At 70.6% G+C, this 22,449-nt stretch carries 18 protein-coding genes; 10 read left to right on the forward strand and 8 right to left on the reverse strand.

Annotation, left to right across the window (positions count from 1 at the left end; all coding sequences use genetic code 11):
* Positions 1–596 precede the first annotated feature (596 nt).
* The gene (locus tag AB0367_RS17545; RefSeq protein ID WP_366227358.1) at positions 597–1,127 is read left to right on the forward strand and encodes a cyclase family protein; all 531 of its coding nucleotides are present in this window, start codon (positions 597–599) and stop codon (positions 1,125–1,127) included.
* Between the two features lie 32 nt (positions 1,128–1,159).
* Here the strand turns inward: AB0367_RS17545 and AB0367_RS17550 are convergent, their stop codons facing one another.
* Both AB0367_RS17550 and AB0367_RS17555 read right to left on the reverse strand, forming a co-directional pair.
* Entirely contained in the window at positions 1,160–2,260 is a 1,101-nt protein-coding gene (locus AB0367_RS17550) for a cellulose binding domain-containing protein (RefSeq protein ID WP_366227359.1), read from the reverse strand.
* 304 nt (positions 2,261–2,564) lie between these two features.
* Complete coding sequence (locus AB0367_RS17555; RefSeq protein WP_366227559.1) at positions 2,565–3,278, reverse strand: TetR/AcrR family transcriptional regulator C-terminal domain-containing protein; 714 nt, start codon at positions 3,276–3,278, stop codon at positions 2,565–2,567.
* A gap of 88 nt (positions 3,279–3,366) precedes the next feature.
* Between AB0367_RS17555 and AB0367_RS17560 the strand changes: the two genes are divergently transcribed.
* From AB0367_RS17560 to rox, 3 genes are all read left to right on the forward strand, one after another.
* Positions 3,367–3,594, forward strand: a complete 228-nt coding sequence (locus AB0367_RS17560) for a hypothetical protein (RefSeq protein WP_366227360.1) — start codon at positions 3,367–3,369, stop codon at positions 3,592–3,594.
* Positions 3,595–3,663: 69 nt separating this feature from the next.
* Positions 3,664–4,182: a hypothetical protein gene (locus tag AB0367_RS17565; RefSeq protein WP_366227361.1), complete on the forward strand. Its 519-nt coding sequence runs from the start codon at positions 3,664–3,666 to the stop codon at positions 4,180–4,182.
* 304 nt (positions 4,183–4,486) lie between these two features.
* Positions 4,487–5,914: a rifampin monooxygenase gene (gene rox, locus AB0367_RS17570; RefSeq protein WP_366227362.1), complete on the forward strand. Its 1,428-nt coding sequence runs from the start codon at positions 4,487–4,489 to the stop codon at positions 5,912–5,914.
* Positions 5,915–5,930: 16 nt separating this feature from the next.
* Here rox and AB0367_RS17575 read toward each other — a convergent pair whose 3' ends face one another.
* The 3 genes from AB0367_RS17575 to AB0367_RS17585 all read right to left on the reverse strand — a co-directional run bounded on the left by AB0367_RS17575 (position 5,931) and on the right by AB0367_RS17585 (position 9,812).
* A complete protein-coding gene (locus AB0367_RS17575) occupies positions 5,931–7,811 on the reverse strand; it encodes a DUF4118 domain-containing protein (RefSeq protein ID WP_366227363.1) in 1,881 nt (626 codons plus the stop codon).
* 207 nt (positions 7,812–8,018) lie between these two features.
* Positions 8,019–8,744 (reverse strand): dienelactone hydrolase family protein, encoded by a 726-nt coding sequence (locus AB0367_RS17580; RefSeq protein WP_366227364.1) that lies wholly within the window; start codon positions 8,742–8,744, stop codon positions 8,019–8,021.
* 108 nt (positions 8,745–8,852) lie between these two features.
* The gene (locus tag AB0367_RS17585) at positions 8,853–9,812 is read right to left on the reverse strand and encodes a D-2-hydroxyacid dehydrogenase family protein (RefSeq protein WP_366227365.1); all 960 of its coding nucleotides are present in this window, start codon (positions 9,810–9,812) and stop codon (positions 8,853–8,855) included.
* Between the two features lie 243 nt (positions 9,813–10,055).
* Between AB0367_RS17585 and AB0367_RS17590 the strand changes: the two genes are divergently transcribed.
* The gene (locus tag AB0367_RS17590) at positions 10,056–10,898 is read left to right on the forward strand and encodes an SAM-dependent methyltransferase (RefSeq protein ID WP_366227366.1); all 843 of its coding nucleotides are present in this window, start codon (positions 10,056–10,058) and stop codon (positions 10,896–10,898) included.
* Positions 10,899–10,936: 38 nt separating this feature from the next.
* On the opposite strand, the gene dnaE is transcribed toward AB0367_RS17590, so the two are convergent.
* The 3 genes from dnaE to AB0367_RS17605 form a co-directional block, all read right to left on the reverse strand.
* Positions 10,937–14,320: a DNA polymerase III subunit alpha gene (dnaE, locus tag AB0367_RS17595; RefSeq protein WP_366227367.1), complete on the reverse strand. Its 3,384-nt coding sequence runs from the start codon at positions 14,318–14,320 to the stop codon at positions 10,937–10,939.
* A gap of 23 nt (positions 14,321–14,343) precedes the next feature.
* Entirely contained in the window at positions 14,344–16,035 is a 1,692-nt protein-coding gene (locus AB0367_RS17600) for an MFS transporter (protein ID WP_366227368.1), read from the reverse strand.
* A gap of 99 nt (positions 16,036–16,134) precedes the next feature.
* Complete coding sequence (locus AB0367_RS17605; protein ID WP_366227369.1) at positions 16,135–17,496, reverse strand: DNA polymerase IV; 1,362 nt, start codon at positions 17,494–17,496, stop codon at positions 16,135–16,137.
* 305 nt (positions 17,497–17,801) lie between these two features.
* Between AB0367_RS17605 and AB0367_RS17610 the strand changes: the two genes are divergently transcribed.
* From AB0367_RS17610 to AB0367_RS17630, 5 genes are read left to right on the forward strand one after another with little or no spacing between them, the layout of a single operon-like run.
* Positions 17,802–19,025 carry an ABC transporter substrate-binding protein gene (locus tag AB0367_RS17610; RefSeq protein WP_366227370.1) on the forward strand — a complete coding sequence of 408 codons (1,224 nt, stop codon included), beginning with the start codon at positions 17,802–17,804 and terminating at the stop codon, positions 19,023–19,025.
* 31 nt (positions 19,026–19,056) lie between these two features.
* Positions 19,057–19,932: a branched-chain amino acid ABC transporter permease gene (locus tag AB0367_RS17615; RefSeq protein WP_366227371.1), complete on the forward strand. Its 876-nt coding sequence runs from the start codon at positions 19,057–19,059 to the stop codon at positions 19,930–19,932.
* Between the two features lie 19 nt (positions 19,933–19,951).
* Positions 19,952–20,902, forward strand: a complete 951-nt coding sequence (locus tag AB0367_RS17620) for a branched-chain amino acid ABC transporter permease (RefSeq protein ID WP_366227372.1) — start codon at positions 19,952–19,954, stop codon at positions 20,900–20,902.
* A complete protein-coding gene (locus AB0367_RS17625) occupies positions 20,895–21,695 on the forward strand; it encodes an ATP-binding cassette domain-containing protein (protein ID WP_366227373.1) in 801 nt (266 codons plus the stop codon). Before AB0367_RS17620 ends, AB0367_RS17625 begins: the two co-directional genes overlap by 8 nt.
* Complete coding sequence (locus AB0367_RS17630; RefSeq protein ID WP_366227374.1) at positions 21,682–22,401, forward strand: ATP-binding cassette domain-containing protein; 720 nt, start codon at positions 21,682–21,684, stop codon at positions 22,399–22,401. Before AB0367_RS17625 ends, AB0367_RS17630 begins: the two co-directional genes overlap by 14 nt.
* Positions 22,402–22,449: the final 48 nt, after the last annotated feature.

Raw genomic sequence — 22,449 nt, forward strand, 5'->3', positions numbered from 1 at the left:
GGACCATCCCCGCGTGCGCGGGGAGCACACTTGTTGACCTGGAGGTCTATAGATCAACAGTCCGGATTTCGTTCACTTTGGTTCAGCCACCCCCAACGGAGAAAACAACGAACACGTCACTCGCCGCCCCGTCCGGCACATTGCACACCAGGCCCGCGTCGCCCGACGCGTCTCGCCCGTAACGGTGAGCACCGTACCACCAAATCGCCGTGCCCCGATTCCTCCGCCAGCAGCAGCCCAGGCGCAGCACACACTCACATGACCACATTCTGCGCCGCATGGCGGTCGGAATCTGCGCCAACGACGCGACTGGCTTGAAGGCCCCGGCGCCGACGATCGGGCGCCACCGCTCACCGTGACGCCTTGCCTTCGCTCGTTCGACGGCGGCGATCAAGGATTACCGCGAGTGCTCCCTCCGGCCGTCAGGCCCAACTCGGCGTTGGAGCATGCGAATCCGGTACGGCTGGATGCCGTGCTCCGTATGCTGCGACGTGTGGTCGTGGACCTCTCGCACGAGATCGTTGCCGGGATGCTCACCCGCGCGGATGTGCCGAGTCCGCACCTGACGGTCGCCGTCCCGCGGGCGGGGGGCAGGTGTGTCGTTCGAGATCGAGTCGCTGACCTTGGTGGGCAACACCGGCACGTACCTCGACGCGCCGTACCACTACTACGAGGACCGCGCCGATCTGGCCCGCCTGCCGCTCGAACGCCTGGTCGGCGTCCCGATCGCCGTTGTGCGGGCCTCTGGCCGGGACGCCGTGACCGCGCTCGACCTCGGTGACCCGCAGCGGCTGTGGGGGCGGGCCGTCCTGGTGCACACCGGCTGGGCGCGCCACTGGGGAACGCCCCGTTACCTCAACCTGGACTGCCCGCACCTCAGCGCCGGCGCCGTGGACGCGCTCGTCGACGCCAACGCCGCGCTTGTCGGCATCGACTCGGTCCGCATCGACGACCCGGACGACCCGGCCCGGACCGCCCACGCCCGGCTGCTCGGCGCCGACATCCCGATCATCGAGAACCTGACCAACCTTGACGCCGTTCCCGACGCCGGAAGCCGGCTGACCGCGCTGCCCGCACCGGTGCGGGCGATGGGGTCGTTCCCGGTCCGGGCCGTCGCGGTGCACTGACCAGCTGGCGGCCCGGCGACGGGGAACCGGGTTCAGCCCGTGGTGCAGGCGGTGCCGTTGAGTTTGAAGGCCGTCGGAGACGCGTTGGTGCCGCTGTAGGCGCCCTGCACCACGAACGAGACGCTGCCGTTCGCCGGGATCGATCCGTTGTACCGCGTATTGGCGGCGCTCACCACGGTGCCGTCCTGGGACACGTCCGCGGTCCAGGCCTTCGTGATCCGCTGGTTTCCAGAGAACGGGAACGTGAGCTTCCAGCCGTGTACGGCGGTCTTCGACGTGTTGGTGATGGATACGGTACTGGTGAATCCGTTGTTCCAGCTGTTCGGTGTGTACGTCACTTGGCATCCGCCCGGCGCGGCTGACGTCGCACCGCCGCTGATGCCGTTGACGCTGGCGGCGAACGACGTGAGGGCGAGGCCGGTTCCGCCCACCCATGGCTCGAACCCGGCCTGGATGCTGGTCAGGTACCACGCGTCGGTGACACTGCTGCGCTTCTGGATGTCGGTGATGAAGTCCAGGACGCTGAAGTTCCAGGTGGTGATCGGGGACGGCGCGACGTATGAGACGACGTCGTTGGATCCGTTGTTCCCGGTCCAGACCTCCCAGGTGCGGCCGCCGATGGTCACGCTGCCGGTCCGGGTTCCGACGGGCTGGACCTGGCCCTGCCGGTTGAACCAGATCATGAGCTCCTGCTGGTTCACCCCGTCTTCCCTGGGGCTCGGGTCCAGCCAGATGTCGTAGGCGGCGTCGTAGATACCGCTGTTCGGGTACGAGTACGTGACGCTGCTCGTCGCGCTGCTGATCTCGCCGACCCGTATGGGCAGGTTGGTGCCGTTGGAGCAGGTGTTGTAGTGGCAGCCGAAGTAGACCGCCGGGTACGAGGCCGGCGCGCCGTCGGTGCGCTTGCTGTGGTCGGCCGTGACCGTGAACCCACTGTCCGTGACGTCGAGGCATTGCGCGGTGTCGGCACCCCAGACGTTGTTCATGACCACGTAGGCGTCCTGGATGCTCGTCGTGTCGACCTTGTCGCAGGCGCGGGTGCCGGCGTACGCGGGGCCGCTGGCGGCCACGGCGGCGGCCGAGGTCGCGAACAGCAGGCCGGCGGCCGCCAGGCAATGGGAAAGACGTGCCACGGTGCTCCTTCGTGCGGGGGTGCGGCAGCTATGGGAGCGCTCCCGGAGAAATTTCGGGCACGTTACCACGTAAGGTGCCAAAGGCATAGGCGGTGCATCATCGCCAGACCGACGCGGACGGGCGGATCGTCGGCGGCTTCGGCAACGCCGCCCAGCCGCGCCTGTGGCAGACCGACGGCACCGGCAAGGTCCTGCAGGGCAGGCCCGGCAGGGTCGCCGTCCGGGTCGTGGGGGACTGGGCCGACGGCACCGTGGTGCGTATCGTGATCGACGGCGGCGTGCTGTGGACCGAGACCGGCTATGGTCACGCGGTCGCGAGGATGACCTCCAGACCACGTTCGAACACGTCGTCGTCACTCCATTGCGTACCGTCAAGGTGTCCGGACGTGTTGAGGGTCGGATAGGCATCGCGGTTGCCGGTGATGCGCCGCCGGGCCTCCGCTCGCTCCTGCGGGTCCGTTGTCCGCCGCCAGGTGGCCTCGGTCAGCGCGGCCCCGATCACGTAGTTGGCCAGCAGGTGTGTGGTCACCGTCAGCTGGACCCCGCGGATGCCGCCGCGTACCAGTGCGGCTTGCAGGAACTCGGTGCGCTCCAGGACGTTCGGTCCCAGCAGCGGGCGCCCGATCAGGCCCGGGGCCCACGGATGGTGCAGCATGGCTTCGCGCCAGCCCCGGATGAGCACGCGGACATCGTCACGCCAGTTGCCGGACGCGTCCGGAAGGCGCACGTCCCCGAAGATCCGGTCGACGGCGAGGTCGAGAACGTCGTCTTTCGTCCTGACATGCCAGTACAGCGCTGTCGAAGTGACATCGAGACGCTGGGCGAGGCGGCGCATCGTCAGTCCGTCGAGACCGTGCTCGTCGAGCAGCTCGACGGCGGCGGCGACGATCCGCTCGCGAGACAGTGGCGGCGTCCGGCGGGAACGGGCTGACTCCTCCTGCAGCCATACCGAACCGGCGTCGCGGCTGCGGCGGGCAGCTCGCTCTTCACGCGACGGGTGGTCGAACTCTGCCGTCATCACCACCACACTCTAGTACAGTGGGCAATGAAGTTAACGCTGATAAGTTACCTGCTCATCGTTAGGGTCGTATCAAGGGGGCCGGCACATGCCGTTGATGCGGATTCAGCTGGACAGCGACCGGACCACCGCCCGCCGGGTCCTGGAGCTGCATCGAGCGGGCAAGATTCACCGCGACTCCCGCGACGCCGCCCGAGAGCAGGTCTGGCGCCACGGTCGCACCCCGGCCGGAGACCCCGTCTTCGTCGGTGTCACGAACGGCGATCCCGTCCGGCTGCTCTACGACGTAGAGGTCTACCTTGATTCAACTTCATAGATGAAATATCGCTTGATGTTGCCGGCTGTTGACCCGAACGAGGTGAGCGGCTCAACTTACGCTTGATCCATGACGACGCTCACTCAGCTTCGCAAGGCTGCCCTGTCCTATCCCGAGACCGCTGAGGAGGTCCTCGGCTCAGGAGCCGTCGCTTTCACGGTGCGCGACAGGCGATTCGCCTCGGTGGACAAGGACCGCCTGGTGGAACTCCGGCTCCCCATGCCGGACGTTGAGGAGCTCCTTGCCGCGCATCCGACCGCGCAGCGGCTGGTCCGCGGTGCGACACCGGTCGGCGTACGTGTCGCGATCGGAGATATCAACGGTCAACAGCTCAACCGTTGGGTGCGTCGCGCCTGGCTGTCGCGGGCGCCGAAGCAGCTTGCCGCGCGCGTAGCCGCGGGGGACACCGCGGCACCCGGTGAGGTCGGCGACCTGCCCAAGGCCATCGGAGGGCCCGCGACCCGGGCGCTCACCGGCGCCGGCATCACCACGCTTGCCCAGGTGGCTGCCCTTACCGATGCCGACCTCCTGGCGATGCACGGAGTCGGTCCACGAGCTGTTCGCATCCTCCGCGAGACGCTCTCCTGAAACCGCCTTGACGTCGGCCATCGGGGACGAAGCGGGTGCCGACGTGAGCGATGTCGCTGGATGATGCCGATTGCTGATGGTGACGTCGGCGAGGCGTGGAGCACCGATGGCCGCGTTGCGGATCGTGGCCATGACTCGTTCCGCGGTTGTGGCGCGTCACTTCGGGAGGAGTGTGTCCGTCCACAACGGACAAGAAAGGCAAGAACTCCTTGCCACTCCTAACATATAGCGCACCAGGGGGCTTGCGGCAAGACCCGGCTCGTGCCGCAGAATTCGTCGCGACGGGCTCAATGGGGGGCTGTTCATGGTTGACGTGATCATTGCCGGCGGTGGACCGACGGGCTTGATGCTGGCCAGTGAGTTGCGGCTGCACGGTGTGCACGCACTCGTGGTGGAGAAGGAGGCGGAGCCGACCAGATATGTCCGCTCGCTCGGCTTGCACGTGCGCAGCATCGAGGTCATGGACCAGCGCGGACTGCTTGAGCGGTTCCTCGCGCATGGCCGGCAGTACCCGATCGGCGGCTTCTTCGCGGGCATCGACAAGCCCGCACCCGACCGGCTGAACACCGCGCATGCCTACGTCCTCGGCATCCCGCAGCCCACCACCGATCGCCTGCTGGCCGAGCGCGCCACCGAGCTCGGCGCCGAGATCCGGCGCGGCTGCGAACTGGTCCGGCTGAGCCAGGACGAACACGGGGTGACCGCCGAGCTCGCCGACGGCACGCGGCTGCGCTCGCGCTACCTCGTCGGCTGCGACGGCGGCCGCAGCACGGTGCGCAAGCTGCTCGGCGTCGGCTTCCCTGGCGAGCCCTCCCGAGTCGAGACGCTGCTGGGCGAGATGGAGGTGGCTGCGCCACCGGAGACGGTGGCCGCCGTGGTGGCCGAGGTCCGCAAGACCCAGAAACGGTTCGGCCTCGGGCCCCTTGGGGAGGACGGGGTGTACCGCGTCCTCGTGCCCGCCGACGGGGTGGCCGAGGACCGCTCGGCCCCGCCGACGCTGGAGGAGTTCAAGCAGCAGCTGCGGGTGTTCGCCGGGACCGACTTCGGCGTGCACTCGCCGCGCTGGCTCTCCCGCTTCGGCGACGCTACCCGGCAGGCCGAGCAGTATCGGACCGGCCGGGTGCTGCTGGCCGGCGACGCGGCGCACATCCACCCGCCGACCGGCGGGCAGGGCCTCAACCTCGGCATTCAGGACGCGTTCAACCTCGGCTGGAAACTGGCCGCCGAGGTGGGCGGCTGGGCACCGGAAGGGCTGCTGGACAGCTACCACGCCGAACGGCATCCGGTCGCCGCCGACGTGCTGAACAACACCCGTGCGCAGATGGAACTGCTGTCCACCGAGCCGGGACCCCGGTCAGTGCGCCGGTTGTTGTCGGAACTGATGGACTTCGAGGACGTGAACCGATACCTGATCGAGAAGCTCACCGCGATCGGGGTTCGCTACGACTTCGGCGAGGGCCACGATCTGCTCGGCCGGCGGATGCGGGACGTGCGGCTGAAACGGGGCCGCCTCTACGAGCTGACGCACGGCGGCCGCGGACTGCTGCTCGACCAGACCGGCCGGCTTTCGGTGGCGGGCTGGGCGGATCGGGTCGACCACGTCGTCGACGTCAGCGAGGAACTGGACGTGCCCGCCGTGCTGCTGCGGCCGGACGGCCACGTGGCGTGGGCCGGTGAAGATCAGCAGGATCTGCTCAGCCAGCTGCCCAAGTGGTTCGGCGCCGCGGCCTGACGCGGCGAAAGCATGACTAACGGCCGCCTGGCAGCCTTGTCCGCCGTTCAGCGTTGACCGGGGCAGGGGGAGTGGGCGGGTCGGCGCGTCCGATCGGAATGGTGGCCGACAAGGAGGTCCCGCCCTCCGCGGGACTCGTGATCGTCATCTGCCCGCCGAGTGCCACCACCCGGTCGATCAGGCCCATGAGCCCGGATCCCTTGTCAGGGTCGGCTCCGCCGGCCCCGTCGTCGCGGATCGAGAGCCGAAGCGAATCGCCTTGTAGCTTTGCGACGACGCGCACATGGGAGGCGTGTGCGTGCTTCACCACGTTCGTCAGCGACTCCGACACGACGTAATAGGAAGCCACCTCGATGCCCGACGGCAACCGTTGATCGAGATGCATGTCAAGCTCCACCGGGACCGCGCAACGGCGAGCGAGCGACCTGAGCGCCGGCCCCAGTCCACCTTCGGCCAGAACCGCGGGGTGAATGCCTCGCGAGATTTCCCGGAGATTCTCCAGCACGCCCTTGAGATCTGTCGCCACATCCGACACCTGTGCCTTGATCTGCTCTAGCGTCATGGAAGTCTCGGCCGCACGCAACTCAAGCCCGATGGAGACGAGCCGTTGCTGCGCGCCATCGTGCAGATCGCGTTCGATGCGCCGGCGTGCCGCGTCGGCGGCGACGACGATACGAGCGCGGGACGCGATGAGTTCGGCGCGCTTATCGGCGTTCGCGATGGCGGTGGCGGCAAGGTCCGTGAAGCCCTTGATGCGTTCCTCCGCGTCGGCTGGCAGGGGTTCGGTACGCATCGACGAGACGGTGACCACGCCCCACAGCCGGTCCTCGACGAGGATCGGCAGGCCGAGCGCCGCATGGATGCCCGGTTCACGGCTGTCGGCGCTGGGGCTGGCAGTGTCTTCGTCGTCCATCCGGGCGGCGCTACCGGTTCGGCGGACCAGTCCTGCGATGCTGCCGTCATTGGCCTGCCAGTGGCTGTGGACCAGTGACAGCAGCGCGGGCTGGTTGGTCGAGACGATCGTGACCGTGGAGTCGGGCCCGTAGCGCAACAGCGTCGTGTAGCGCGCGTCCAGAAGCTGGCTGACCTCTGCCGTAACCGCGGCGAAGACCTCGGTCAGGCTGACGCCACGCGCGACCAGGGTCGCCACCCGCCGCAACGCGGTCTGCTGATCGGCGAGCAGCCGTAGCTCTTCGCGTCCTGTGTTGAGGGAGTCGAGCATGGCCGCGCGCTCGCGGGTGGTGCGCAGCAGCGACTCGAGCGACGGAATGACCTTTTCCTGCAAGCGCCGCAGCGACGCCTTGGGCATTTCGGCAGGGGCCTGCAACGTCCCGAGCGAAGTCGCGCCGTCGCGTAGCGGAAATACCGAATGCTGCCCGTTGCCGGGGATGGCTTCGAGCTTGATCGCCACGCCGGGCAGATCGAGCGCGTGCGCGATCTGCTGTGCGGCCGCGGGCAGCGCTGCGGCAACGTCGTCCGTGTTGAGCAGCAGGCCGGCCATTTCGGCGGTGAGGTCGGATTCCTGGGCCTGCTCGGCCCGGAATCGGGACACGTCGGCCAAGGCGCTGGTCGTCAAGGCGACTCCGGTGAAGACGGCGAGCGTGACCCAGTCCCGGGTATTGGCGATGCTGAGTCCCAGAGTGGGTGGTACATAGAAGAAATCGAACGCCAGGAGACTTATCAGCGAGGTGGCGAATCCCAGCGGCAGTCCCCACATCATCGATACCACGACGACGCCGAGCAGGTAGATCATGGGCAGGGACGACGGATTCGTGAGTGGCTCGAGCGGAAGGAGCAGCAGGGTCTCCACCGCGACCAGGAGGACGGCGACCGCGATCCCCACGCCAATCGGTGGGGGCGTCGGACGCACCATTCGCAGCAGGAAGTCCGAACGCATAGTACGATCTTATCCACTTTGTCCTGGATTGCCCGTGCGGCGGTGGCCACACGCCGGCGGTTCACGGTCACCCTGCGGCCCGTCAGGGACACCGAAAGCCGCACGTCCGGGCGTTGCCGGCGACGGCAGGGCAGCGGCTGGTCACCCTGCTACCTGCGCTGTGGCCGCTGCCGGCCGCCGGTGGTGATGCCGAGATCGTTTTGCGGATCACTCCGTCACGGGTAGGCACTCGGCGAGCAGGCCGACGACGTCGCGCCAAGCTCGCTGCGCGTGCCGTGGGTGGTAGCCGACGCCGGGGAGCACGGTCTGCTCGACCGGCGGGTGGTGGAAGGCGTGCAAGGCGCCGCCGTAGACCACGAGGCGCCAGTCGACGCCCGCGGCCTGCATCTCGGCGGTGAACGCGTCCCGTTGCGAGGGCGGCATGATCGGGTCTTCGGACCCGACCCCGGCCCATACCGGGCAGCGGATGCGCGCCGCCTCGCCCGGTCGGCCGGTGGTCAGGGCGTTGACTGTCGCGATCGCGCGCAGGTCGACGCCGTCGCGCCCGAGTTCCAGCGCGATCGCGCCCCCGGTGCCGTAGCCGACGGCGGCGATCCGGTCGGGGTCGGTTCGTGGTTCGGCGCGCAGCACGTCGAGCGCCGCGTGGCCGATGCCCCGCATCCGGTCGGGGTCGGCGAGCAGGGGGGTCACGTGCGCCAGCATCTCCTCCGGGTCGGTGAACCAGCGCCCGCCGTTGATGTCGAAGGCCAGCGCCACGTATCCCAGCTCAGCCAGGGTGTCGACTCGACTGCGCTGGAAGTCGTTCAGCCCCGGCCCCTCGGGCCCGACCAGGACCGCGGGCCGGCGGTCGACACCGGCCGGGAGCGCGAGGTGCCCGATCATCGTCAGGCCGTCGGCAGGATACTCGACCGTGCGGGTGGTAACAGTCGCCATGAGATTGAACTGTAGCGATCGTCGAGCCTGGTCGGGCCGGTGTTCACCGCTGGCGGAACAGCGCGGTCTGGTCGGCCCGCGATCGAGGCGTCGGCCTGTGGCTACCTGCTACTCGGCCGGGATCACCCGAACCGGGGCGCCCTGCAACCACGACACGATGTTCTCCACCGCGTCCCCGTAGAACCGCTCGTACATCGGCACCGAGACATAGCCGATGTGCGGCGTCAGGACGGTGTTCGGCGCGACCCGCAGCGGGTGGTCCGCCGGCAACGGCTCGACGGAGAACACGTCGAGGGCCGCACCGGCGATGACTCTCTCCGATAGGGCCGCGGCCAGGGCATACTCGTCTACGATCGGCCCGCGCGAGGTGTTCACCAGGTAGCCGCGCGGGCCCAGCAGCTCCAGTTCCGCTCGCCCGACCAGGTTGGTCGTGCGTTCGCTCAGCTTGAGATGGACGCTCGCCACATCGGCCCGCTCGAACAGTTCCTGCTTGCTGACACGCTCGACGCCCGCCGCGGCGGCGCGCTCGTCGGTGAGATTCTCGCTCCAGGCGACGACGTTCATGTCGAAGGCCTGCGCGTAGCGGGCCATCCGCTTGCCGATGTTGCCCAGCCCGATGACGCCAAGCGTTGACCCGGCCAGCTCGGGACCGATGGTGGTCTGCCACTGCCCGGCGCGCAGCGCGGCATCCTCCGCGGGTACCCGGCGGGTGACTGCCAGGATGAGGGCCCAGGTCAGCTCGGCCGTGGTGTGCGGTACGGATCCGGTGCCGCATACGACAACCCCACGGGCATGTGCGGCCGGGACGTCGATTGCCGCGTTGAACGCACCGGTGGTGATCAAGAGTGCCAGATTGGGCAGCCTGTCGAGGATCGCCGCCGGGAAGGGCGTCCGCTCGCGCATCGCCACGACCACCTCGAACGGCTCCAGGCGGCGCACCAGGTCAGCCGGGTCGGCGACGTGGTCGCTGAAGAATGTGACCTCGGCACGGTCGTTCAGGGGCGTCCAATCGGCAACTGACTGGGCGACGCTCTGGTAATCGTCAAGGACGGCGACTCGAATCGACATGGCGCCAGCTTAGCCCACTGACGATCTTGGTAAGGCCAGCCGTTTCGCCTGATCGCACCGACAGCGGGCTGCCGATTTCCGCGGTAGGCGGGTTGTTCAGCGGGCAACGCGGGAGCGCCGGGCGGTCCCGCCGCGCCGGCGACGGGTATGCGCGTCGTGACGGGCACCCGCTAGGCTGACATCGAAGTCCGGCACGCCGACGCGAGAGCCGGACAATGGCACCGGACAATGAAAAACTGACGGATGAGGTCACCCGTGGTCGAGCAAGCAGCAGGTCACGACGCGTCACACAGCGTGATCGACACATCCGTCCCACAGCCGGCCCGCCGGTATAACTACTGGCTCGGCGGCAAGGACAACTTCGCCGTCGACCGCGCATCCGGCGACGAAATCGCGAAGGTATTCCCGACGGTCCGCACCATGGCCGTGGAAAACCGGCGGTTCCTGCAGCGGGCGACCGGATTCCTGGCCCGCGAGGCGGGCATCCGGCAGTTCCTGGACATCGGCACCGGCCTGCCCACCGCCGACAACACCCACGAGGTCGCCCAGGCCATCGCACCCGAGTCCCGGGTCGTCTATGTCGACAACGACCCGATGGTCATGGTCCACGCCCGCGCCCTGCTCACCAGCAGCCCGCAGGGCAAGACGGCCTACCTCGAAGCCGACCTCCGCGAGCCCGGCAAGATTCTCGCCCACCCGGAGTTGCGTGACACGCTCGACCTGTCGCAGCCGGTCGGGCTCATGCTCATCGCGGTGCTGCACTTCGTTCACGGCCACGGCGCGGCCGCACCGATCGTCCGGCAACTCCTTGAGGCGCTGCCCTCCGGCAGTTACCTCGTCGCCAGCAATGCCACCAAGGACTTCTCACCCCCGCACATCGCAGCCGCCTACGACGCGATGATCGCCAGCGGCCGCACCGACGCGTGGCCACGCGACCGCGCCGAGTTCGCCGAGCTGTTCGGCGGACTCGACCTCGTGGAGCCGGGCATCGTCGCGGTCAGCGAATGGCGCGCCGAGTCGGAGCCGGCGCCCCGTCCCACCGCCGCCGACGTCGCGGTATACGGGGCGGTCGGCCGGAAGCCGTAGCGACCCGTCCCTGGTGGAAGTGGCCGGCGGCTGACGGATCACCGTGCGTGCAGCGCGCGGAGGTCGGCGGCCCGGCCCGGCTGCAGGCCGGGGGACAGCTGTGGGGCGTGCCCGGCTGTCACCGGCGCTGCCGGTGCGCGGCCGTCGCGGGTGGGCGTGGCCGCGAGCAGTTGACGGACGGCGCCGGGGCCGAGGGTCCGGCAGGCGGCGTGGACGGCGGTCAGGTCCCACGCGTGGGTGCCCACCACGGTGAGGCTGCCCGGCCCGCGTCGCTGGAGGGTGCCGCGGGCCACGAGCAGCCCGGAGTGCAAGAGCGTGTGGGCGCAGGTGGCGTGGGTGTCGTCGAAGAAGGCGAGGTCGACGAGCCCGGTCTCGTCATCGAGGGTGGTGAAGATGACGCGGCGTCCGGAGCGGATGGGCGGGGTCTGGATGGCCGCCTTCGCGCCGGCGACGAGGACGGCCGCGCCGTCCGCCTGGTCGGTGAGGCGGCTGGCGGGCACGGCACGCAGTTCGTCCAACAATGGGCGGTACTCGCTCATGACGTGGCGGGACGTGTCCATGCGCAGGAGGCGGAGCTCGGCATGGAGCTTCTCGCGGTCGGTCAGGTCGGGCAGCGAGCTGACGGTGTTCGGGCGGACGTCGGTGCCGGGAACGGTGAGCTGGGCGGCGTGGACTCGCGGGCGGTCGTGGAGCTGCGCGATGCGCTGGAGTATGTCGCGGCGGGTGAGTCCCGGGGCGAGCGGGTCCAGGGCCCCGAGCCGGGCGAGGCGTTCGACGGTCGGTCGGCTCGGGCGGGCACGCTGCCACAGGTCGGTCAGTGAGGCGTAGGGCCGGCCGGCGGTGATCCGGGCGATCTCGGCGGCGTGGATGCCGTAGAGGTCCGAGAGGGCGAGCCTGAGGCCGTACCCCCGGTCGAGGGGTTCGATGCGGTAGTCGGCGCCGGAGCGGTTGACGTCCAAGGGCAGGATCGTGACGCCGTGGCGCCGGGCGTCGGCCAGCAGCAGCCGTTTAGGGTACATGCCGGGGTCGTGGGTGAGGACGCCGGCGTAGAACGCGGCGGGGTGGTGGGCCTTGAGCCAGGCGGACTGGTACGTGGGGACGGCGAAGGCGACGGCGTGGGCCTTGCAGAAGCCGTAGGCGCCGAACGCCTCAAGGATTCGCCAGGTCCGCTCGATGACCGCGGGCCGGTAGCCGCGGGTGCGGGCCTGCGCGCTGAACCACTGGCGCACCTGCGGCTGGCCGGCGGTGCCGGAAAGGGCACGGCGGGCTTCGTCGGCCGTGGCCCGGTCGCAGCCGGTCAGCTGGGCGATGATCCGGACGACCTGTTCGTGCCAGACGACGACGCCGTAGGTCTCCCTCAGGACGGGCACGAGGTCCGGGTGGGGGTAGTGGGGGCGTCGGAGACCGTGGCGGGCGGCGATGAACGGGCGGACCATGTCGGCGGCGACCGGGCCGGGCCGGAACAGCGAGATGTCGACCACGAGGTCGTGCATGGTGGTCGGCTGGAGCCGGCCGATGAGGTCACGCTGGCCGGGACTTTCCAGCTGGAAGCAGCCCACGGTGTGGGTGGAGCGGATCAGTTCGAGGGCGGCGGGGTCCTCGGGCGCGACCTGGCGCGGGTCGTCGAGGTCGACGACCCGGCCGCTGGTGCGGTGGACCTCGGCGACGGCGTGAGCCATGGCGGACTGCATCCGCACGCCCAGGACGTCGAGCTTGAGCAGACCGAGGTCCTCGACGTCGTCCTTGTCGAACTGCGACATCGCCAGGTGCTCGCCACTGCTGGGCACCACCGGGGTGCGGTCCATGAGTGTCCGGTCGGACAGCAGCACCCCGCAGGGATGCATGGCGATCGAACGAGGGAGCGCGTCCAGTGCCTCGACAAGGTCCCAAAGCCTGGTGCAGCCGGCGTAGCGGGCGGCGACGGCGCGCAGTTCGGGCAGTTCGGCGAGGGCGGTGCGGGCATCCCTGGCGCGGATGTGCGGGAAGGCCTTCGCCAGGTCGCCGGTTTCGGCCGGGGTGAAGCCGAGCGCGGCGGCGGTGTCGCGGATGGCGTAGCGGATGCGGTACGTCTCAGGCATGGCGACGGTGGCCACCCGCTCGGGGCCGAAGCGGTCGAAGATGGCGCGGTAGACCTCCAGGCGGCGGGCGGACTCGACGTCGATGTCGATGTCGGGCAGGGCGGTGCGGCGCGGGGAGAGGAAGCGCTCCATGAGCAGGTCGTGCTGGACGGGGTTGGCGGTGGCGATGCCGAGCAGGTGGACGACCAGCGATCCGGCGGCGGAGCCGCGGGCGGCGACCCGGATGCCCAGGCGCCGGGTGTCGTCCACGATCTGGGCGACAGTCAGGAAGTAGGCGGGGTAGCCGAGGGCCTCGATGACGGCGAGTTCCTCTTCCAGGCGCCGCAGCATGGCCGGGTCGTGGTCGTAGCCGCGGGCGGCCATGGCCGCCTGGCAGCGGGCCGCCAGCAGCCGGGCCGCGGTGCTCGGGCTCGCCCCGACCAGCTCCGGCTCGGGGAAGTGGACCTGGCCGAGGCCCAGGTCGCCTTCGGGGTCCAGGCGCAGCCGGTCGGCGCAGCGGGCGGTGGCGGCCAGCATGCCCGAGGCGTCCTGGCCGGCGGCGCGGGCGATGTGCTCGGCGGTGGCGGCCATGGCGGAGGGCGGTTTGAGCCAGCGCTCGCCGCGGTCGGTGTGCTGAGGGTCGATGCGGGTCAGGCGGCGGGCGGAGTCCAGGACGTCGGCGAGGGGGGCCTGGCCGGGATCGGCGTAGCGGACGGCGCCGGCCAGGACCGCCTCGATGCCCTCCGCGGCGGCCAGGTTGAGGGTGCGGGCGGCCAGGGGCAGTGAGCCCGGCCCGGTGCCGTGCGGGTCGTAGTAGGCCACTTCGAGGCGCAGACGGGGGCCGAAGATCTCGCGCCAGGGTGCCAGCAGCGCCACCGCCCGGCCGGGGTCGCCGGCGCCGAGTGCCCGGATGGGTTCAGAGGCGGGGCCGAGGAGGGCGGTCAGGCCGGCGGCGTGGCGTTCAAGGTCGGCCCAGGCGAGCCGGGGCGCCGCGCCGGGATGGGCGTGGGCGGCGCTGATCAGGTGGCACAGCGCGGCCCAGGCGGCGCGGTTCTCGGCGAGCAAGACCACGCGGGGGGCGCGTTCGGCGGCGATCGCCCGCTCGCGTGCCGTGTGCCAGGTGCCGGGCCGGCGGTGCGGCACGGCGCACGGGGCATGGGCGAGGTCGGCGCCGAACAGCGGGCGTACCCCGGCGGCGGCGCAGGCCTTGGCGAAGCGGATGCTGCCGGCCAGGGTATCCCGGTCGGTCAGCGCCAGCGCGGTGATGCCCCGTTCGGCGGCGCGCTCCGCCAGGCGCCCGGGGAGAGCGGCGCCGTAGCGCAGCGAGTACCCCGAGGCGACGTGCAGGTGCGCGAAAGTAGGCACCGCGTCCTCCTTGTGAGGGCCGGTCAGGTGCAGTCGCAGTCCAGGCAGACCTGCTCGTCGTGGACGTGCTCGTCAGTCAGCTCGTCGTGGATGTACGCACCGCCGCGCAGCAGGGAGACCACCGCTGCGGCGACGGACAGGGCGGCGGCGAGCACGAAGACCACGACGAGCCCCTGGTGGAACGGGCCGGCCAGCACCCCGGGCAGGTAGGTACGGGCAGCCAGCGTCGCCACCGTGGCGGCGGGCAGGGAATGCAGCACGCCGGCGGCGTTCAGCAGGGCGGTGAGCGGGTTGTACCCGAGGAACGCGGCGAACATCATGCCCACCGGCGGCACGGCCGTGACCCGGTCGATCGCCGGCCCTGGGACGCCCTCGGCGGCCAGGGCGCCGTGCAGCGTGGCCGGCAGCGAGTCGGACAGCCCGGCGATGAGCAGCGAGAAGAACAGCCCGATGGACAGCACCATGCCGGCGTTTTGGAAGGTGGCCCGGATGCCGGACGCGACGCCGCGCTGCGCCGCCGGCACCGCGTTCATCACCGCGGTGGTGTTCGGGGCGGAGAACAGCCCCGAGCCCACCCCGTTGAGCAGCAGCAGGGCCGCGAACGCCGGGTAGTGGAAGTCGACCGGGATCAGCAGCAGGCCGATGAAGGTCAGGGCCATGAGGACCAGGCCGCCGGTGGCGAAGAGCTTGGCGCCGTACCGGTCGGACAGGTGGCCGGAGACCGGGCCCGCCGCGATGAAGCCGATCGTGAGCGGCAGCAGGTAGATGCCGGCCCATAGCGGGGTCTCGGCGAAGTCGTAGCCGTGCAGGGGCAGCCAGATGCCCTGCAGCCAGATGATCAGCATGAACTGCAGCCCGCCCCTGGCGATCGCGTTGAGCAGTGCGGCGGCGTTGCCGGCCCAGAACGCCTGGATGCGGAACAGCCGCAGGTCGAACATCGGCTGCGGCACCCGGGTCTCGATCACGCAGAAGGCGACCAGCAGCGCGCAACCGGCGGCCAGGCCGCCGAACACGAGCGGGTTGGTCCAGCCCTCGGTGTGCCCGCCGTACGGCTGGATGCCGTACGTCATCGCCGCCAGCAGCAGGGTCAGGCCGGTCGCCAGGGTCACGTTGCCGAGCCAGTCGACCCGCACGTCGTGCGGCGGCGGTGCGGTGGCGCGTAGGTTGCGGTACGCCCAGAGCGCGCCGGCCGTGCCGACCAGCACACTGACCCAGAAGATCGCCTGCCAGTGCCACGCCGAGAGCAGCCCGCCCAGGACGAGCCCGATGAAGCTGCCCGCGAGGCCGGCGACCTGGTTGACGCCGAGCGCGGTGCCGCGCTGCCGCGGCGGGAACGCGTCGGTGATGATCGCGGTGGAGTTGGCCATCAGCATCGCGCCGCCGACGCCCTGCACCAGGCGCCAGCCGATCAGCCACAACGCGCCCGCGCGCCCGCCCGCCGGGGTGAGCGCCAGCGCGACCGAGGCGGCGGTGAACACGACGAAGCCGGCGCGGAAGATGCGCACCCGCCCGTACATGTCGCCGAGCCGCCCGAGGCTGACCACCAGTACCGCCGTGACGAGCAGGTAGCCCATCAGCATCCACAGCAGGTAGCTCACGTTGCCGGGCGCGAGCGGGTCGAGGTGGATGCCGGTGAAGACCGCCGGCAGCGAGATGATCATGATGGAGCTGTTCACCGTGGCCAGCAGCATGCCGAGCGTGGTGTTCGACAGCACCGACCATCGGTTGGGAACAGGCGCGGCACCCGGCATGACCCAGTTGACTACCCCCGGGCCGCCGCTGTACGCGGCGCGCTCCCGCGGGGACCGGGCGCGTCAGGTCCAGCCCGGTGGGTCGGCGGGGTGTAGCCGGGGGTCGCCGGCGGCGAACGTGCGCACCGGGCCGGGGCCCGTGCTCGGGCCCTCGAAGCGGACCGTGACGCGGCCGAGCCCGCTGCCCCAGACCCAGCCCGGCCCGTACTCGTCGTGGCGCACGTCCGCGCCGGTGCGCCACCCCGGCGGACCGGCCGGGCCGGGCTGCTGCGTCCCGGGCGGCCCGTCTGGTGTGCCGAATGCTGGCGGGTCCGCCGCGGGGGAAGCCGACGGCTGGGGTGCCGGGGGCTCGAGCAGGGAGAGCAGGTCGTCCTGGGCGAACTCGGACAGGCCCGAGACGCCGACGCCGAGCAGGCGCAGCCCGCCGGTGACGTCGATGTCGGCCAGCAGGCGCCGGGCGGCCTGCAGGATGCCCTGCGCGTCGTCGGTGGGCTGGGCGCGGGTGGTGGACCTGGTGATGGTGGTGAAGTCGAAGTAGCGCGCCTTGAGCGTGATGGTGCGGCCGGACAGCCCGGCGGCGCGCAGCCGGCCGCCGACCTGGGTGGCGAGCAGCCCCAGCTCGGCGGCGAGCCGGGTGCGGTCGGCGATGTCGGCGGCGAAGGTCTCCTCCGCCGAGACCGACTTGGTCTCCCGCTCGGCGACGACGGGCCGGTCGTCGTCGGCGTGCGCCAGCCGGAACAGGCCGGCGCCGTGGGCCTGGCCGAACCGGTCCACCAGGTCGTCGCGGCCGACGGCGGCGAGGTCGGCGATCGTGTGCACGCCGCTGCGGCGCAGGCGCTCCGCGGTGGCCGGGCCGACGCCGGAGAGCCGGGTCACCGGCAGCGGGCCCAGCAGGTCGCGCTCGGCGCCGGGCGCGACGACCGTCAGCCCGTCGGGCTTGTGCAGGTCCGAACCGATCTTGGCGATGAGTTTGGAGGTGCCGGCCCCCACCGAGCCGGTGACGCCGCCGGTGGCGGTCGCGATGGCGGCCTTCAGCCGGGTGGCGAGGGCCGTGACGCCGACGAGCGTGAGGTCGTGGTCGCCGGCGGCCAGGTCGACATACGCCTCGTCGATGGAGACGGCCTCGACGAGCGGGGACAGTTCGGCGAGCAGGTCCATGACGACGCGGCTGGTGGTGCGGTAGGCGGCGAAGCGCGGGGCGAGGAACGCGGTGCCGGGCGGGCACCGGCGCCGGGCCTCGGCGACCGGCATTGCGGAGCGGGCCCCGTAGGCGCGGGCCTCGTAGGAGGCGGTGGCCACGACGCCGCGGCCGCCGGTGCCGCCCACGACGACCGGCCGGCCGCGCAGTGACGGCTTGTCGCGCTGCTCGACGCTGGCGAACATCGCGTCGAGGTCCACGTGCAGGATGCTGGCCGTGTCCCGCACCCGGTCCCTCCGTTCTGGCCGTCGCTTCGAACGGTAGCGCTCACCCGGTAGCGCGGTAACAAGTTGCCCGGTAACAAGGAGACCGGCTAGCAGGCCGGACTTCCCCAGGCGGGGCCGCTTCGTGGCGCCCCAGCTCAGGGGGCATGATCGTTGACGTTCTGTTACGTCCAGGTGTCTGTAGTGGTCCTTGACACACTCGTCGGCCGTCGCCAAGATGGTGAAACCAAGCGCTTGTTAGGTTTTGAAGCGAGCGGTCAATCATCCCCAAAACCTGACGATTCGTATAATTCCGGACAGGGGTACACATGGGCGTTTCAACGACGAGGTATCGTCGTGTCGTCGGCTGTCTGGCGCTCACGGCGCTCGCGCTGGCCGGCTGCGGCGGCAAGGCGGCTGAGGAGAAGCCGAACAACGGCACGGCCACCGGCGCACCCATCATCATCGGCCTGGACGAGGACAGCACCGGCCCCGGCGCGTCCTACAGCACCATCGCCGGCAAGACGATCCGCCTGGCCGTCCAGGACATCAACAACAAGGGTGGCGTCCTCGGCCGGCCGCTGCAGCTGGTCGTCGAGAACGACGAGTCCGACCCGACCAAGGTGCCGGCCGTGCTGCAGAAGCTCTCCAGCCAGGGCGCGAAGGTGCTGCTCCTGCAGAGCGGCACCGCCGCCATCATGCAGGCGAAGTCGACGCTCACGCAGCTCGGCCTGCCCGCCATCGCCCCCACCGGCGTGATCGCCACGCTGGTCCAGCCGCCGGACAACGAGCTCATCTACATGCTGGCCAACACCACCACGGACTGGGCCGACGTGTACTGCGGCGCGTTCAAGGCGGCCGGCATCAGCAAGCTCGGCGTGCTCACCGACGACACCACGACCATCGCCGGCCTGAACAAGGCCCTGTTCGCCGGCATGAGCTGCGTGGAGTTCGTGGCGACCGAGAAGGGCGCGAGCAACGCCAGCGACCTGTCCGCCCAGGTCGCGCGGCTCAAGAACGCCAAGCCGGACGCGGTGCTCGTGACCAGCGTCGGCGGCGCGTTCGAGGTCCTGGCCCACAACACGCTCGGCAGCCAGATGGCCGGCACCAAGCGGTTCTCGCTCGCGTCCATCGGCAACCAGCCCGCGTCGTGGAAGCTCGCCGCCCCCGGCGCGCTCAACGGGCTCATCTTCATGGGCTCCATCAACACCGAGAACCCGCGCACGCAGGAACTGGTCAAGCTGCTGCACGAGAAGAACGGCAAGGACTACGACATCACCGCGTACGACGCGCAGGCGTGGGACGCCGTGCATCTGCTCAAGCACGCCATCGAGAAGGCCGGCGGGGTCGACGACTCGAAGAAGCTCAACGAGGCCATCCAGAACATCAAGAAGTACCCGTCCACGTTCGGTCAGGCCAGCTTCACGCTGAGCTTCGGCGCGGACAAGCACCTGGGCGCGGACGGGCCGTGCGGCCTGTCTCTCGTCGAGTTCGGCTCGGATAACAAGCCGAAAGGTCCCTGGGCGACCTTCCAGCCCCCGTGTAGCAAGTAACCCAACCAGGTAACGGCAAGGAGACGACGTCGTGGGCCAGTTGCAGCTGTGGTTGTCCGCGCTGGAGATGGGGTGCTTCTTCGGCCTGCTCGCGCTGGCCTACTACCTGGTGCTCGTCGGGGCGGGGTTCTTCAACTTCGCCATCGGCCCGTACGCCATGGTCGGCGGCCTCTGCACGTCCTACCTCGTGATCCACGAGGACGTGAACGTGTGGGTCGCCGCTGGGGTGGCGGTGCTCGGCGCCGCCGCCCTGGCCGTGATCACCGAACTGGCCGTGGTGCGGCAGGTGCAGCGCCGCTCCGGCCGGGGCGAGCTGCCCGCACTGGTCGCGGTGGCCGCCGTCCTGTTCGCCATCCAGCAGTTCGGCGGCTACCTCTTCGGCTACACCACGCTGCCGGGTCAGAACCTGCTCACGTTCGACCCGGTGGCGGTCGGCGACATCGTCGTGCCGCCGAGTGCCGTGCTGCTGCTCAGCTTCACCATCGTGGCGTTCGCCGCCGCCGCGCTGTGGATCCGCTACACCCGGACCGGCCGGCTGTTGCGGGCCGTCGGCGACAGCACGCACGCCGCCGGCCTGCTCGGCCTGCCGGTCAACCGGGTCCGGCTCATCGCGTTCCTCATCTCCGGGCTGCTGGCCGGCATCACCGGGCTGCTGTTCGCGCCGAAGGCGGGCGTCAGCTCGCTGTCGGGGCTCAGCTGGGCGCTGTCGGGCTTCCTGGCGATGGTGGTCGGTGGCACCGGGTCGGTGTGGGCCCCGCTCGTCGGCGGCCTGCTGCTGGGCCTGGTGGAGGTCTTCGTTCCGTACTACTTCGGCGGCCAGTCCCACGTCTACGGGCTGCTGCTGGTCGCCCTGCTGTTCTTCGCCTTCAAACCCAGCGGCTTGTTCGTGCGAAGGATCCGAGCGTGACTTGTCCGAAGGACCAAACATGAAACGCGTTCCCGGCTCCATTGGCCTGGTCTGCGGTGTGGTGGGCGCGGCGCTGATCTTGCTGTGGGTTGGCGCCGACGGCTACAAGCAGACCCTGATCACCACCACCGCGACCTATGCGCTCATCGCGCTCGGCATGTACGTGCCGTACCTGATGGCCGGCTCGCTGTCGATGGCCTACGGCGCCTATGCGGGCATCGGCGGCTACGCCGTCGGCCTGATCTCGGCCCGCTCCGGCCTGCCGCTGATCCTGGCCTGGGTCGCCGGTCCGATCATCGCGGCCGCCCTCGCCGTGCTGCTCGGGCTGGCCACCCGGCGGCTATCCGGCTTCTTCCTGGCCGCCGTCACGCTGCTGTTCGGCATGGCCTTCACCGCGTTGCTCGTCGACGCCGAGGGCCTCTCCGGCGGCTCCGGCGGGCTCGGCTCGCTGCGCAAGCTCAACATCCTCGGCTGGGAGCCGACGCACTACCAGATCGTCGTCGGCTCGGTCGTCGTCGTGTGCGTCATCGCGTTCCTGCTCGACCGGCTGCGGATGTCGCCGTGGGGCGTCATCGTGCGAACGATGCGCGACGCGCCCCGGGCCGTCGAGGCGGCCGGCGTGCGGGTGCCGGTCATGAACCTCGTGGCGCTGGCCATCGGCGCCGCGATCGCGGCCGTCGGCGGCGGCCTGTTCACCTACTCGGCCGGCAGCGTCACCCCCGACACGTTCACGCTCAACCTGGTGTTCCTGGCCATCTTCATGCCGCTCATCGGTGGCTCCGCCACCCCGTGGGGCGCCGTGCTCGGCGCGGTCATCGCGGTCGAGCTGACCCTGAACTTCCCGGTGATCCAGACCAGCGGCACGCTGATCCTCGCCCTCGGGGTGCTCGTCATCCTGCTGCTCGCGCCGCAGGGTGTGATCGGCTACGCCGCCCGGCTGGCCCGGCTCGTGGGAGGACGACGTGGCTGAGACGCTGCTGGTCGGCGAGGGCCTGACCAAACGGTACGGCGGGGTCACCGCCCTGCAGGACGTCTCGTTCTCGCTGTCGGCGGGCGAGATCCTCGGGCTCGTCGGGCCCAACGGCGCCGGCAAGACCACCCTGGTCGACCTCATCTCCGGTGCCCAGCCGGCCACCGAGGGCACGCTCACCCTGCGCGGGCAGCCCCTGTCCGGCCCGGCCGCCCGCCGCGCCAAGGCCGGCCTCGCCCGCACGTTCCAGTACCCGCAGCTGGCCCTGGAACTCACCGTCGCCGAAAACCTGCTGCTCGGCCGCGCCGCCCGCCGGCACGGCACCGTGTGGCGGATGATCGCCGGCGCGTTCGCCGGCGCCTTCCACCCGCACAGCGGCGCCGACGCCGAGGCGGTGCGGGCGCTGGCCGACGAGCTCGGCCTCGACCGCCTCGACCGCGAGGCCGGCGACCTCTCCCTGGGCGAGCAGCGCCTCGTCGAGGTCGGCCGGGCGCTGGGTCAGGACCCCCTCGTCCTGCTGCTCGACGAGCCGTTCGCCGGCTCCGACGCGGGTGGCGTGCACGGCATCGTCGAGGTGATCCGCACCGTCCAGCGCCGCGGCCACGCGGTCATCCTCGTGGACCACAATGTCGACCTCGTCGCCGGCCTGGTCGACCGCATCATGCTGCTGGACCGTGGCCGGGCGGTGTTCGACGGCGACCCGCGCGAATGCCTCGCCAGCCCGCAGATGCAGCAGGTGTACTTCGGCATCACCGACGCTTCGGAGGAGGACGTGCCGCATGTCGTCTCATGAGCTGCGCCTCGAGGGCCTGACCGTCCGCTACGGCCACGCCAGCGCCGTCACCGGCCTCGACCTCACCGCGCCGGGCGGCGTCGTCACCGCCCTCGTCGGCCCCAACGGCGCCGGCAAGAGCAGTGCCCTGCTCGCCGCCTACGGCTCCGTCGCCGCCACCGGCCGGGTCTTCCTCGACGGCGAGGACGTCAGCCGGCTCAAGCCGGCCGCGCGGGCCCGGGCCGGCATCGCCGTGGTACCGCAGGGCCGCCAGCTGTTCCCGAAGCTCAACGTCGCCGACAACCTGCAGGTGATGGCCGAGCTGCTGCGACTGCCCCGCTCCGCCGTGGACACCGCCATCGATCGCTTCCCGATCCTGCGCACCCGCCTGCGCAGCCTGGTCGGCGTGCTCTCCGGCGGTGAGCAGCAGATGCTCGTGGTCTCCCGCGCGCTGATGGGCTCGCCGCGGGTGCTGCTGCTCGACGAGATGATGACCGGCCTGGCCCCGCTCATCGTGCAGGAGCTGCTACGCACGGTGACTCAGCTGGCCGGCGAGGGCGTCGCGGTGCTCATGGCCGAGCCCGCCCTGGGCGCGGTGCGCGGCGCCGTGGACCGCGGCTACGTGCTGGTCCGCGGCGAGACCGTGGCCAGCAGCGAGGACGGCGGCAAGGCTCTCGACGCGGCGTACCAGGCGAAGATGGGGGTCCTGAAGACCGCCGCCCACTGAGTGCCGGACCCGCCCGATGGGTATGGTCATTTCGTCACCGCCCGGCAG

It is taken from the genome of Dactylosporangium sp. NPDC051484, from assembly GCF_040689395.1.
Classification (GTDB): domain Bacteria; phylum Actinomycetota; class Actinomycetes; order Mycobacteriales; family Micromonosporaceae; genus Dactylosporangium.